This window comes from Sphaerisporangium rhizosphaerae, from assembly GCF_042665155.1.
Taxonomy (GTDB): Bacteria; Actinomycetota; Actinomycetes; order Streptosporangiales; family Streptosporangiaceae; genus Sphaerisporangium; species Sphaerisporangium rhizosphaerae.
Genome location: NZ_JBHTCG010000003.1, coordinates 14,618 through 27,341 on the forward strand (window position 1 = coordinate 14,618; position 12,724 = coordinate 27,341).

A 12,724-nucleotide genomic window follows, 5' to 3' on the forward strand; every position below is an offset into this window, starting at 1 on the left:
CGGTCAAGGGGTGACGGGCTCGCGGGTGTCCTCCCAGGTGTTGCGCTTGAACTCGTTGCCCTTGCCCTTGGCGTTGAAGTACGTCACCGGCCCCCAGTAGCCGCCCTTGGGGAACAGGCGGCGGGTGAAGACGTTGCCGACGATGCGGATGCCGGTGGCCTTGCCGAACTTGCCCTCGCCGCCGTAGATGGCGTACCCGCCGCCGCCCAGCAGATTGTGCTCGATGAGCACGTCGTGCGCCCGGCTGAAGTCCTGATAGATCGAGATGGCCGAGGTCTGCGAGATCTGGTTGAGGATGGTGTTGTGGCGGATCGTCAGGGTCAGCCCCTTCTGCGGTGACCCGTTGACCTGCGGGCCGGTCACGTGGTCGCCGGGGTACTCCTTGAAGTCGTGCATGTAGGAGTCCTCGATCAGCCCGTGGTCGGTGCCCACGGAGTTGGACACGGTGTGGATGTTCGCCCGCCGGACGGTGATGTCGCCGCCCTGGTTGAGCACGCCCCACTGCGCCTTGACGACTCCGTTCCCCGAGATCTCGCAGTCTTCGATCACCGCGCCGGACGCCCCCGCCGCCTGGATCACCGACCAGTCGCCCTCGCCGACCACCCGCACGTTCCGCACGGTCACGTCGGCGGCCTTGATGTTGAGCTTGCCGTGCACCTCCAGGTTCTCCACCACGGCGCCGGGCTTGAGCACCGTGACCTCGCCCACCTTCTTCAGCGGCGTGCCCGGCCGCACGCCGGTGGTCGCCGCCGAGGGGAAACCGTCGCCCGCGGGCGACGGGCGCGTGCCGGGTGAAGGCGGGGTGCCGGGCTGGCGGGTCTGTCCCGGGACCGGCTCGCGCCCGTCGTCGGCCGAGCCGCTGCCGCAGCCCGCGGCGGCCGTGCCGGTGAGCGCGAGCGAGACGGCGAGCAGGGTCAACCGGCGCGACAGCGGAGAGAACACCGAGGAACTCCAGGTGGTAGGTCTGCGGAACGCTCCACAACGGGTTCGCCGGAAGCGCGCTGTGCTGTTTCCGATCAGATCTGGATGGTCGTGCTCGCCCCGACGCGCGGAGGCCGCAGGCGCCTCGGCGGGAGCGGCGCGACCGGCGGCGGCCCGGGCCGGTACCGGTCGGCGCTCCTGTCACGCGTGGCGAACAGGACGGCCACCGACGAAAGGAGCGTGAGCAGCACGATGCCGGCCATGGCGCGGCTTCTCTGCAGGGACTGCCGCTCGGGCCCCATGATGTCGCCGATCGGCTGCCACTTGATCATCACCTTGCCGCTGGCCCCCGCGGACGTCTGCAGGCGCTGCAGCTTCTGGGTGAGCAGCTTGAGCGCCAGGTTCAGCGTGTCGATCGACTGCTTGGGGTCGTCCGACAGGGCTTGCAGGCTCGCGTACGGCTGTCCGTACACGGGAAGCTCCTCGTTGCCCCAGTGGGCCACCTCGTAGTGGAAGGCCGCCGTGCCCCCCATGGCGCGCAGGCGCTCCTTGGTGCTCGGGTTGTCGAAGAACCGCGCCGTGGCGAGCGCCATGTAGATGTGATTGTCGGTGAAGTGGTCGTACACCTCTCCCTGGAAGTGGGAGGTCTTGGTGATGAACGCGACCGTTACCGAACTCTGGTAAAGAGGTGACCTATAACGGACCCACATCACCGCGCAGGCGGCGACCAGGAAGATCAGCGCCAGGCAGCAGCACCGCGCAACCACTCGCCTTCGCACCGACACATCGTGGCACAGGCGTACGGAGTTTGGGACGGGCCTGGTAAAGAAAGCACTCAGAGGAAACACTTGAAGGCGAATGACAACGCGCCGAGGTGTTCGGGCGTCCTATCTTCGGCGGCTCGGCGGGGTGGGAATGACAGACATGGCCGGCCGGCAGGGGTGAAGGGACACTATGGACCTGCTTGATTCGCTGCGCGCGCTGCTGCGGCGATGGCCCGTGACGGTCGCGTTGCTGGCGGTGACCATCATCGCGACGGTCGGGGCGCTGATGGCCATCCCCTGGCAGTACGAGTCCAAGGCCACCGTGGTCTTCCTGTCGTCCAGGAAGGGGTCGCAGCCGGTCGGCGGCAACCCCTGGCTCGCGTTCGACGCCTCGCTGACGATCACCGCCGAGGTGATCTCGCGGGGCATGAGCGACGAGCGCACTCTGCAGATGCTGAAGGACGAGGGGAAGACGGCCGAGTTCACCGTGGGGCTCGCCCAGGACTCGCGGGGCCCGCTGCTCGACATCACGGCCACCGGCCCCGATCCGAAGGTCGCCCAGGCGACGATGGAGACGCTCGCCACTCTGAGCCAGCAGCGCCTCACCGAGATGCAGCAGAAGTCCGCCATCCTCCCTGACGCCACCATCCGGGCCGAGCTGGTCACCTCCAGCGACAAGGCCGAACTGACCCCCGAGAAGAAGATCCGCCTCCTTGTGATCATCTTCGCGGGCGGCATGCTCGTGACCATCGGCGTCCCGCTGTTCCTCGAGTCGCTCGCGCAGAAGCGCCGCCGGCTCGCCCAGCCCGACCACGGGGGCACCAGAGTGGGCCAGCCGCCCGCCGGGCCCTCCCACCCCCAGCGCGTCCCGCGCTCCGCCGGCGGCGGCGCCTCGCCGCGTCCGGCGGGCGGCGCCCCCCGCGGCCGGCCGTCCGCCCGGTCGCCGCGGCCCTTCGACCCGCCCGAGCCGACGCTCTACGACCGGCGCATCACCTCTTCACCGTCCTCCCCCTCGTCCTCCTCGGCGCCGTCCAAGCACACGCCCCCGCCCGAGCCGCGCGACCCGTGGGCCGGGCAGCAGGAGATCGAGGAGGGCTACACCGCCCCCATGCCGCCGGTCAAGCCGCAGGACGACCTGTACGTGTGGACCGACGACATGGAGCGCCCGCGCCGCGGCGCGGGCTCCGGCGCGAGCGGTTCGCCGGGCAACGGCTCGCGGCCGGGCGCGGCGTCGCGGTCCTCCTCCGGCGCCGAGTCCTCCTCCTCGGCGGCGCGCAAGAGGCCCGGCTCCCACTCGCGTTCCGCTCCCGACGACGCCGACGACGAGCCGTACGTCGTGTTCGACCCGACCAGGCCGGGGCGGTGACCAGCACCTCCGAGGCCGCCGCACCCGTCCACCATCCCGCGGGCAGGCCGGTACGCAGGACCAGGCTGCAGAAGACCCGTGTCGACCCGGTGACGATCATCACCTTCTTCTTGATCGTCCTGTTCGTGATGCCCGCCCGCTACGTGGTCGGCCCGCTGGGCGGCGCGGGCTCGCCGTCGTCCATGGTGGCCGTGCTGCTGCTGGTGTGGTACCTGCTGTCCACGCTGTCGCCGCGCTGGACGCCCATCCGGGGCAGGCAGCCGCTGCGCCCGGTCATCGTCTTCATGGCGCTGTCGGTGCTGGCGAGCTATGTCGCCGCGGCGACCCGGCCGCTGTCGGGCGACGAGGTGAACGCCGCCGACCTCGGCCTTGTGCTGGTCGCCGGGTGGGCCGGCATCGCCCTGGTCACCGCCGACGGCATCAACACCATGGACCGCCTGGAGACCCTGCGCCACCGCATCGTGATGGGGGCGTCGTTCCCGGCGTTCGTCGCGATGATCCAGTTCTTCACCGGCATCGAGGTCACCCAGTACCTCGCCCTGCCCGGCCTGGTGGAGAAGGGGTCGGCCGTGCTGTTCGAGCGCGAGGGCTTCTTCCGCCCGGCCGGCACCGCCACCCACCCGATCGAACTGGGCGTCGTGCTGGCCGCCGTCCTGCCGCTCGCGCTGCATGGAGCGATCTACTGCCGCATCCCCGAACAACGGCGCAAGCGGTGGATGATGGTGGCCCTCATCGCGGGGGCGCTGCCGATGAGCGTCTCCCGCTCGGCGATCCTCGGCCTGTTCGTCGTCATGGTGGTGCTGCTGCCCACCTGGCCGTCGGAGTGGCGGCTGCGCGCGATCCTCATCTTCGGCGCCGCCGCCATCGTGATGCGCGTGCTCATCCCGGGGCTCATCGGCACCGTCCTGAACCTCGTCTCGGTCATCGGGTCGGACGAGAACTCCACCACGCGCACCGGCGACTACGACGCGGTGGTGGAGGCGGTGACCCAGCGCCCCCTGTTCGGCCAGGGGTTCGCCACCTACCTGCCGCGCATCTACCGCGTGATCGACAACCAGTACCTGATGTCGTCGCTGGAGACCGGCCTCGTCGGGCTGGCCGCGCTGATCATCTTCCTGCTCACCGGCTGGATCCTCGCCCGGCGGGCCCGCAAGGCCGCCGCCGACGCCGAGACCCGCCACCTCGCCCAGTGCTTCGCGGCCTCCGTCGCCGTCGCCATCTTCGGGTTCGGCACCTTCGACGCCTTCAGCTTCCCGATGATCACGAACGTCATGTTCCTCCTCGTCGGCTGCTGCGGCGCCCTCTGGCGCCTCCAGACCCAAGCACCCCACCCCGTCATCCCGTAGAGGCCGCACACCTCGGGAAACGGCCCTCGCTCCGCTCGGACAGCCTTCTGCGGGTCACCGTCGTCCCTGGCCCGGAGACGGCCTCGCTTCGCTCGGACAGTGCCTTTTGGGGCTCCCGCCCCAAACCCCAAGGCAGGGGCTCCGCCCCCGCACCCCCGCCCACGGTGGCGAGATCCACCGTTCAGCTTCAACGCCCGTGGCCCGGGCGCGGTCGGGTTTTCCGGTCTCGATGCCCCCGGCTCCTGAGAGCGCATAAGCAACGTGATTCGAGTGGGCGACATCGAGAGGGCCGGGGAGCAAGGTCCCTAGCTCCTTCTGGGAGCCATCACCTCGAATGCCGTCTCGGCTTATTGGCCCATACCCTCGTGTGTGACGGGATCTACGCCCGATCTGTATGCCGCCTCACTCAATCCCTCTTTGTCGAAGTTTCATTGGTCGAACCGGCGGAGATCCTGTTTCTGCTGAACGCTTCGGGCGACGGTGCGAGAGGCGTTCTCCATCGTCCGGCGTGTGGCTGTTTCGGTCCGCTCCGGTAGGTCCTCGGGCATGCGTTGGCGGGGACAGGAGGGAATGTCGTCCCGCTGGTATCCGATCTCGAACCAGACCGTGCGCCCGGCGTGGTCGGTGTAGACGCCCCAGCGATCGGAGACGGCTTCTACGAGGAAGAGACCTCTGCCGCCCTCGGCGTACATGTCAGCGCTGATCTGCGGGATGGATTCACTCCCGTCGTCCACGATGTCGGCGTGTATGAAGTCGTAGCAGTCGGCGAGGGCGACGACGACTCTGCCGCCATTTCGGGAATCGGAATGGATCACGGCGTTGGTGACGAGCTCGGAAACGAGCAGGGTCACATCGTCCAGGGCCGGATGGCCGATGCCCAGCTTCTCCCGTACATACTCGCGTGCTCGGGCTACCGATGCAGGCGAACCGATCAGGTCGGTAACGCCTAACAGCCTTCCCTTGATCTCGCCGTCCGAGCCGAAGGTGTGACGTCTGTGATTTCCGTAATGCTCTTCTCCGGGATCCTGCATTCGCATGGGGAAAACGTATGAGCGTGCAGCGCCATACGACTAGATCGACTTTGTATCACTCCGCCGGAGCCCGAAAGTGAAGTGACACATCGCGTGTCACTGTTCAGTAGTCCAGCCGGACGAAATCGGCCAGATCTCGCATATCTCCGGTGAGAGTGCGTCTACCGGCAATTACCCCCTTAAGGATGTCTTTCGCGTATCCCTGGGTGACGATCCACTCCGGAGAGTCCTGTCTGATACGCCGCAGGACCTCGAATGCCTCGCCGTACTGCCGGGTCCTGCGGTGGGCGTCCGCCACATCGAGAAGGTGGCGGTTACGGTTGTTGGAGGTAGGGAGAAGGTCGTCGGCGGGGATGGCCTGTGACATGCGCAGGACAAGGTCGGGACGGTCTTCCACCATGGCGTTCTCCGCCCTCTTCATCGCCACGGTGATCGGGCCGAAGGTCCGGAGGAAATCGTCATCAGGGGAGATGTCACGACTGATGGCCACAGCCGCCGTCCGCGCCAATCGGATCGCGTCTTCCGCCTCCCCCGGCCGGTTGTCGCGCACGGAAGCCGCCGATGACCGCAGGAGTAACCATCCCCAGGCAGACAGTTCCCGAGGAGTCGCACGAGAAATACGAGGCTCGACGTCATCCGCCCAAGCCATCGCCAACTGTCGGGCCTCGTCAAGCCGTCCTTGGCGCAGAAGCAGCCAGCACCGCGTGCTCACGATGGCCGCCGCTTCCAGACGGTCGTCCGCCTCATCGATACCTCGCCGCAGAGCGAGCTCCGCCGCTTCGAACTGCCGCGTCTGGGTCAGAAGCCAACCGGTCAGGTGAAGCACGCGAACTCGCAGGAAGCGCGTCGAGCGATCGGCCGCCGCCAGCATGTCGGCGTCCGTCAGCAGCTTCGGGACGGTCGTCGCCAACTCGGCGTACCTGTCGTCCTTCCACAGTGGCATCGAGGCATCCAGCGCCGCGCGAAGGCCGTCCACGGTCGGTGCTTCCTCGGGCTGGTCTCCAAGACCGTGCAGCGCACGTCGGACCGCCTGCCAGCGGTCGATTGTCTCGGCGTCCGCCTCGTCGGTCGCGTGGTCGGTGAAGATCGCGGTCGTCGGCACGCGCAGCGCGGCGGCGATCTTCCGCGCCGTCTCCAGTCGCACGTCCGACCGGGAACCCTGCTCAAGTTTCCGGATGAGAGAGGCGGACACCCCGGAGATGGCGGCAAGCTCCGCCTGGCTCATGCCACTCCGCTTGCGAAGACTGACGACCCGCTCTCCTATCGTGGCCACCAAATCATGCTAGGCCGGAACGGGCCACCTGAGCAGTGCATAAGCGAGCCTTGGCTCCGTACCCGCCGCGTGCGGCCCGGCTCGCCAGGCCGGGCGCCGGAGTTCGCCCAAGGGCAGGAGCCGCTGCCAGGCGGCGACGATCGCGATCACCGCTCGCGTTGGTCATCGCCGCCGGTACGTCGTCGTCCACGACCGATGTCAGGCGTGGGGGCGGGGGTAGAGGGCGGCCAGAGCTTGGGCGGTTTGGGTGAGTTTGTGACTGTGCAGAAATCAGAGCAGGCCGTGATGCTTCGCCCATCTGGGCAGTTCGGTGCCTGTACAGGGAAGGCGCATGCCGGTGGATCTAAGCGCGTCGACATGGCCGCAGATCTCCACCAATGTCATCTTCGCCAGCGCGTGCAGGCGAGTCAGCAGCCACACGGTGCCGTGGATCTCCAACCCCTGACAGCGTCCGACTCTCGTCGCATCGCGATCGTCGGTGAGCGCGACCAGTGAATGCGTCTCTGCCGCCGCGAACACGCTGGCTTCCCCGAGGTCATATGAGCCTGCGCCCAGAAGTTCGATCCACCGCCCGAAGGCGGTCAGCCCCTCGGCGGTGTCCTGCGGCAGGATCTGTAGCCACTCCAGTTGGGCGAGTGACGTGAGCGAGGGGTACTGGTGGATGTACTTTCCGATCTCGGCGGCCACGATGGTCGTTGTGGACATCTCGACCACGCAGGCGCCGAGGACGTCGAGACGGTCGGCTTTCGCGAAGTGGTGGATGACCATGGTGTCGGCCACGAGCGGGGGCAATGGGACGCCGGGCTTGGCCCTTGTCATGGGGCGTCGTCCTCGTCCTGTCTTGGTGGGAGGTCCGTCTCGTTCGTCAGTTCCCCGTGCATCAGCTCCATCGCACGGCGGCTCGTGATGCCGCCGTTGCGATAGGCCGTCATCACGGCATGAGCGATCCCAGGAGACACGCGGATGGAATCCAGGTCCGGCTGGGGGGTCCAGCCCAGGGAATCTCTGAACTCGGCGAACGTCGGCACACAGGCTCGCAGGGCGGACTCCTCCGTCCTGCTGATCACCGCGGCGGCCCTGGCCTGCCGAAGGGCCAGTGTCCACGATGTTCTGTATTCGGCGGCCAGGTGGACGAGGGCGGATCTGATCGGGCCGGACGACGTCCGCACACGGCCGACCACCTCTGCCGGAAGGAGAAGCTCCGCCGCAAAGGCTTCGACCGTCGCTTCGCGCTCTTCACGAGAAGCGTGAACCCCCAGATCGGTCGAGTATTCGTCGCCGAGTATCAGATGTCCGAGTTCATGGGCCGCGGTCGTGCGACGGCGGCCGGGATCACCGTTCGCGCTGATCACCGCCGCCGCCACATCGCCGTCCACAGCCGAGGCGCCGTCCCCGGGAAGGTCGGTCAGCAGAAGGTACTGACCGCACTGTTCACACAGGTCGGCCATGGATTGCACGGGATCGGTGCCGATGCCGAGCTGTTGTCTCAGCCATGTCGCGGCGGCCTCCGCGGCCGCACGTCCGTCGACCTTGCCGGGGTAACGCCTGATGGGCTGTGGGACGAGTACACCCAGCGACATGAGAAGCCTGATGTCGCGGATCCACGACGCCAGAGCCGTGTCGATGCGATAGGAGGCCAGAGCGGCGTCGGTGGTCGTGTCTTCGGCCAAGGGCGTGCGGCGGGACATGACCGCCGGCGGCGCGGTCAGGAAATGTGAGATCGGGTGATCGAGAGCTTGGGCGAGCCGGGCCAGCTCAAGCGCGTCCAGTCTTCTGCTGCCTGCCTCGATCTTACTGATCATGGTCCGATCGAGGCCGATGGCCTGGGCGAGTTGCTCCTGGGAGAACCGCATGGCCAGGCGTGATTCCCGGACCCGTTCCCCGATCTCGGTCCAGTCGAGCGCACTCATGTTGCGATAATCGCACGCCTGGAGGCGCTTTGCCAGCCGACAGGGGGCAACGGTGGGCACGGGTTCGCACAAGAGGAGGCATCGCGGTGAGATGCGGACCAGCTCCTTGTGCTGAGGGGACGTCAGATCTGCGAGTAGAGGGTGGCGAGGGCTTGGGCGGTTTGGGCGAGTTTGTGGCGGAGGTCTGGTGGAGCGAGGACGACGACTTCGGCGCCTAGTTGGAGGAACTGGCCGTGGGCGTGGGTGAGGGACTCGATGGGGACGGTGGCGGTGACCCAGCCGCGGTCGTCGGGCGGGCCGGCCGTGTCCGCGACGGCGGCGGTCACGGCGGAGGTCATCACCTCGGCGAGCCGCTCCCGTCCGGCCGGTGAGAGCCGGATGACGGCGTGGCCCTGGACGAGCCGCGTGCGGAAGTCGGCGAGGTGGTCGCGCCAGTAGCCGCCGAGGTCGAAGCCGGCCGGGCGGGTGAAGGTCTCCTGCGACACCCGCAGGCTCAGGATCTGGCTGACCCGGTAGGTGCGCAGCGTGCCGTCGCACCGGGCGACGAGGTACCACTTGCCGGCCTTGAGGACCAGCCCGTACGGCTCCAGCGTCCGCTCGACCTCCGTGGGCTCGGCCCAGCGGTGGTAGAGCACGGTGACGACCCGCCTGTTCCACACGGCGTCCGCGACCTGCGGGAGGTGGGGCACCTGGTCGCCGTCGTAGTACCAGCCGGGCGCGTCGAACAGCAGGTGCTCGCGCAGGCGGCGCGCGCTGGAGCGCAGGTCGGCGGGGAGCGCGGCCTCGATCTTGCGTTCCGCGGCGGCGGCCAGCGCGCCGAGGCCGAGTTCGGCGGCCGGTCCGGGCAGGCCGGCCAGGAACAGCGCCTCGGCCTCCTGGCCGGTCAGCCCGGTCAGGCGGGTGCGGAAGCCGTCCAGCAGCCGGTAGCCGCCCTTGTGCCCGGCTTCGCCGTACAGGGGGATGCCGGCGGTGTGCAGCGATTCCACGTCGCGGTAGATGGTGCGGACGCTGACCTCCAGCTCCTGCGCCAGTTCCTGGGCGGTCAGGCGGCCCCGCGACTGGAGCAGCAGCAGGACGGACAGAAGCCGGGAAGCTCGCATATCTGCTGACAATACGTGTCAGTGGAGGGGGCATACCGTGCGGCCATGCCGTTCATCGAGAAGCACATGCGGCCGCTCGCCCCCATCACGGTCGGCGGCCGTCCGTACAAGCGATATCACGTCGACCGGGCCGACCGGCCGATCGAGCCGGAGGTGGAGAAGGCCGCCTACGAGTTCCTGCCCACCCTGGTGCCCGCGCCCGCTCCCGACGCGCCGGCCGGCTGGATCGTCCTCCACAGGGGCGGGGACACCGGCGCCTACCTGTGCGTCTACACCTGGGTGTGGGACAACGTGGTCGACGCGCGGACCGCCGCCGCGGGCCAGCCGGCCGTGGACTGTCCCGACGAGGACCCCACGCACTTCGTGTCCGAGGACCGGCCCTGGGTCGGCTGTGTGTGGGAGCTGCCCGCGCTGGAGCACGAGCGGTCCTCGTGGGTGCGGCACATGTTCGTCAACGACACCCCCGATCTCGACGGCTACCTCGCCGACACGCGCCCGGAAGGCATGGTGGGACTGTGAACGACTTCGACTTCTACGTCGGGACCTGGGAGGTCGCCAACCGGCGGCTGCTGAAGCGCAACGCCGGGTGCACCGAGTGGGAGGAGTTCTCCGGCGTCTCGGTGGCGCACGGCTTCTGGGGCGGGGCCGGGAACTTCGACGAGATCACCTTCCCGGACAAGGACTTCAACGGCGTGACGGTCCGCGTCCGCAACCCCGCGACCGGCGAGTGGTCGCTGTACTGGGGCAACAGCACGCGCGGCCTGGACCCGGTCCCGGTCGTCGGCCGGTTCGTGGACGGGATCGGCGCGTTCTACGCCGACGACACCGACGACGGGCAGCCGATCAGGGTGCGGTACACCTGGTCGGACATCACGCCCACGACGTGCCGGTGGGAGCAGGCGTTCTCCTACGACGACGAACGCACGTGGGAGACCAACTGGATCATGGAGTCGACGAAGGTGTCCTGACCACGCGCCGCGGGAGCCGGTGAGCCGGCCCGGGGCTCGCGCCCGCCCGGCGGGCCCCGGGGCGCTCAGGGAAACGCCATCTTCTTCTGGTAGTTGAATAAGGGACCAGAAAGAGGAGGCAAGTCTGATGAGCGACGCGATATGGGCCGGCACGGTGGGCTTCACGGGACACGAGCAGGCCGAACTGGAGGCATACCTCGCCCGGCCGCTCGGTGACCGGCCGCGGGGCGGGGTGGTCGTGATCCACCACATGCCCGGCTACGACGAGGGCACGAAGGAGATCGTCCGCAGGTTCGCCGCCGGCGGATACGCGGCGGTGTGCCCGAATTTGTACTCCCGGGAGGGCGCCGGCGTCAGCCCCGACGACCAGGCCGCCGCCGCGCGGGCCAAGGGCGGCGTGCCGGACGAGCAGCTCGTCGGCGACGTCGCCGGGGCCGCGGCGTACCTCAACTCCCTCGACCACGCCAACGGCAAGATCGGCGTGATCGGGTACTGCTCGGGCGGCCGCCAGTCGTTCCTGGCCGCCTGCTCCCTCCAGATCGACGCCGCCGTCGACTGCTACGGCGCGTTCGTGGCCGCCGACCCGCCCGCGGACTTCCCGCTCAAGGCGCGCTCGCTGCTGTCCAGGGCCGCCGACCTCTCGTGCCCGCTGCTGGGGTTGTTCGGCGAGCAGGACTCCTACCCCGCGCCCTCCGAGGTCGGTGTGATCGAGGCCGAGCTGGACAAGCTCGGCAAGGAGCACGAGTTCCACATCTTCCCCGACGCCGGGCACGGGTTCTTCTCCACCGACCGTGCCGCCTACCGCCCCGTCGCCGCGGTCGAGGGCTGGAAGAAGATCTTCGCCTTCTACGGCCGCCACCTCGCCGCCTGACAGGAGTCCGCCATGTGCACCTACCTCACCGAGAACTTCGAGCTCGACGGCGCGGGCAAGGGCGCCACCGGCTGGTTCACCGTCAGCCAGGGCGCCGTCTACGTCGACCACCCCTACCACGCCACCCACGAGCACACCGTGAACATCGACTTCACCAACCCCTCGGAGGGCCCGTCGGCTCGGGTGGCGGTCGAGCTCACCGAGGAGTCGGCGCTGGCCCTGGTGGAGGCCATCCACAGGACCCTGGCCGCCGCCCCGCCCGGCCTCGCCTCCGCCAAGCGCTGACCCCGCGCCTCCTCCAACGAGGGACGGGCCGCCCTGCCCGCCAGGCCCTCGGCCCGTCCCCGCTACGGCTGATCACCCAGAAAGGCGTCATCGCCGCCGGAATCTCAGGCGTTCACCCCGTGCTTGGTGGTTTCGCCGAGCAGCTTTCCGACCGCCTGATGACTGACACCCAGGAGCGCGCCGATCTCGCGCTGGGCATAGCCGCGTTCTCTCAGGCGCCGTGCGGTGGCGCGAGTGCGCCTGGTCGCCTCCTCGCGGAGACGCTCGGCCTCACGGCGCACCTGGCGAGTGCTGACGAGTTCGTGGGCGAGTGGTTCGTCGGCGGGGGTGATCTCGATGTCGCCCACATCCGCGGGATCGACGTCGAAGTGCAGGGCGAGGAGATCGCGCACCATCGCCTCGGCCTTGTCCAGACGGCGGGCCTGCGTGTAGGCGGGGCGCCGCAACCCCGGCCCTTCGACGACGAGTGCCCACCAGTCGCCGGACCTCTGAGCCGTTACCCGGAAGGTACTCACCTGCCCTCTCCCTCCCTTTTGTCCTCAGCCCGCGCCGCGTCATCCAGCATCTCTTCCCAGCTTCGCAGAATGCCTCTGGCGGTCAGCTCATTGATCTCGCTATGCCGTGGGACGATGACCGCTTCGCCGCCGACATACCACTTGTCGTGCCCGGCACCGTGCACATCAGGGGTCTTGGAAAATTCGAAGCCGAACTTCTTCGCCAAGCGCGCCATCCGATTGAGAAGGTCATTTCGCTTCACCCAGGTTAGGCTACTTGGTTGCCAACTACAAGGCAGGCTGGTTGCCATGCGATGCGGGCCTGGGACTCCAGCAAATGCCGTCAAGGCAGCAGGTGCCTCAAGGTGGACGACCGACTCGCCACCAGCGCCTCG

15 protein-coding genes are annotated in these 12,724 nt (G+C 68.5%); 6 read left to right on the forward strand and 9 right to left on the reverse strand.

Annotation, left to right across the window (positions count from 1 at the left end):
• Window positions 1-3 precede the first annotated feature (3 nt).
• Both ACFQSB_RS05120 and ACFQSB_RS05125 read right to left on the reverse strand, forming a co-directional pair.
• Window positions 4-942, reverse strand: a complete 939-nt coding sequence (locus tag ACFQSB_RS05120; protein WP_380824551.1) for a right-handed parallel beta-helix repeat-containing protein — start codon at window positions 940-942, stop codon at window positions 4-6.
• A 74-nt stretch (window positions 943-1,016) separates the two neighbouring features.
• The gene (locus tag ACFQSB_RS05125) at window positions 1,017-1,700 is read right to left on the reverse strand and encodes a hypothetical protein (RefSeq protein WP_380824552.1); all 684 of its coding nucleotides are present in this window, start codon (window positions 1,698-1,700) and stop codon (window positions 1,017-1,019) included.
• Between the two features lie 175 nt (window positions 1,701-1,875).
• Here ACFQSB_RS05125 and ACFQSB_RS05130 point away from each other — a divergent pair, with 175 nt between their 5' ends.
• Both ACFQSB_RS05130 and ACFQSB_RS05135 read left to right on the forward strand, forming a co-directional pair.
• Window positions 1,876-3,051 (forward strand): YveK family protein, encoded by a 1,176-nt coding sequence (locus ACFQSB_RS05130; RefSeq protein ID WP_380824554.1) that lies wholly within the window; start codon window positions 1,876-1,878, stop codon window positions 3,049-3,051.
• Window positions 3,048-4,397: an O-antigen ligase family protein gene (locus ACFQSB_RS05135; protein WP_380824556.1), complete on the forward strand. Its 1,350-nt coding sequence runs from the start codon at window positions 3,048-3,050 to the stop codon at window positions 4,395-4,397. Before ACFQSB_RS05130 ends, ACFQSB_RS05135 begins: the two co-directional genes overlap by 4 nt.
• A gap of 428 nt (window positions 4,398-4,825) precedes the next feature.
• Here the strand turns inward: ACFQSB_RS05135 and ACFQSB_RS05140 are convergent, their stop codons facing one another.
• From ACFQSB_RS05140 to ACFQSB_RS05160, 5 genes are all read right to left on the reverse strand, one after another.
• Window positions 4,826-5,434 (reverse strand): ATP-binding protein, encoded by a 609-nt coding sequence (locus ACFQSB_RS05140; RefSeq protein ID WP_380824557.1) that lies wholly within the window; start codon window positions 5,432-5,434, stop codon window positions 4,826-4,828.
• A gap of 97 nt (window positions 5,435-5,531) precedes the next feature.
• On the reverse strand, window positions 5,532-6,701 hold the full coding sequence (locus ACFQSB_RS05145) for a helix-turn-helix domain-containing protein (RefSeq protein ID WP_380824558.1): 1,170 nt from the start codon (window positions 6,699-6,701) through the stop codon (window positions 5,532-5,534).
• Window positions 6,702-6,971: 270 nt separating this feature from the next.
• Complete coding sequence (locus tag ACFQSB_RS05150) at window positions 6,972-7,481, reverse strand: hypothetical protein (RefSeq protein WP_380824560.1); 510 nt, start codon at window positions 7,479-7,481, stop codon at window positions 6,972-6,974.
• 35 nt (window positions 7,482-7,516) lie between these two features.
• Window positions 7,517-8,611, reverse strand: coding sequence for a helix-turn-helix domain-containing protein (locus tag ACFQSB_RS05155; protein WP_380824562.1), 1,095 nt, complete (start codon window positions 8,609-8,611; stop codon window positions 7,517-7,519).
• 122 nt (window positions 8,612-8,733) lie between these two features.
• Entirely contained in the window at window positions 8,734-9,711 is a 978-nt protein-coding gene (locus ACFQSB_RS05160) for a helix-turn-helix transcriptional regulator (protein ID WP_380824564.1), read from the reverse strand.
• Window positions 9,712-9,756: 45 nt separating this feature from the next.
• Between ACFQSB_RS05160 and ACFQSB_RS05165 the strand changes: the two genes are divergently transcribed.
• The 4 genes from ACFQSB_RS05165 (at window position 9,757) to ACFQSB_RS05180 (ending at window position 11,835) form a co-directional block, all read left to right on the forward strand.
• The gene (locus tag ACFQSB_RS05165) at window positions 9,757-10,230 is read left to right on the forward strand and encodes a hypothetical protein (RefSeq protein ID WP_380824565.1); all 474 of its coding nucleotides are present in this window, start codon (window positions 9,757-9,759) and stop codon (window positions 10,228-10,230) included.
• Complete coding sequence (locus tag ACFQSB_RS05170) at window positions 10,227-10,679, forward strand: hypothetical protein (protein ID WP_354838019.1); 453 nt, start codon at window positions 10,227-10,229, stop codon at window positions 10,677-10,679. Before ACFQSB_RS05165 ends, ACFQSB_RS05170 begins: the two co-directional genes overlap by 4 nt.
• 127 nt (window positions 10,680-10,806) lie before the next feature.
• A complete protein-coding gene (locus tag ACFQSB_RS05175) occupies window positions 10,807-11,550 on the forward strand; it encodes a dienelactone hydrolase family protein (RefSeq protein ID WP_380824567.1) in 744 nt (247 codons plus the stop codon).
• Between the two features lie 12 nt (window positions 11,551-11,562).
• Window positions 11,563-11,835: a DUF6295 family protein gene (locus ACFQSB_RS05180; RefSeq protein WP_380824568.1), complete on the forward strand. Its 273-nt coding sequence runs from the start codon at window positions 11,563-11,565 to the stop codon at window positions 11,833-11,835.
• Between the two features lie 104 nt (window positions 11,836-11,939).
• Here ACFQSB_RS05180 and ACFQSB_RS05185 read toward each other — a convergent pair whose 3' ends face one another.
• A complete protein-coding gene (locus ACFQSB_RS05185) occupies window positions 11,940-12,350 on the reverse strand; it encodes a hypothetical protein (protein WP_380824569.1) in 411 nt (136 codons plus the stop codon).
• Window positions 12,347-12,592, reverse strand: a complete 246-nt coding sequence (locus tag ACFQSB_RS05190; protein ID WP_380824571.1) for a hypothetical protein — start codon at window positions 12,590-12,592, stop codon at window positions 12,347-12,349. The genes ACFQSB_RS05185 and ACFQSB_RS05190 overlap by 4 nt, the downstream gene beginning before the upstream one ends.
• Between the last annotated feature and the right edge of the window lie 132 nt (window positions 12,593-12,724).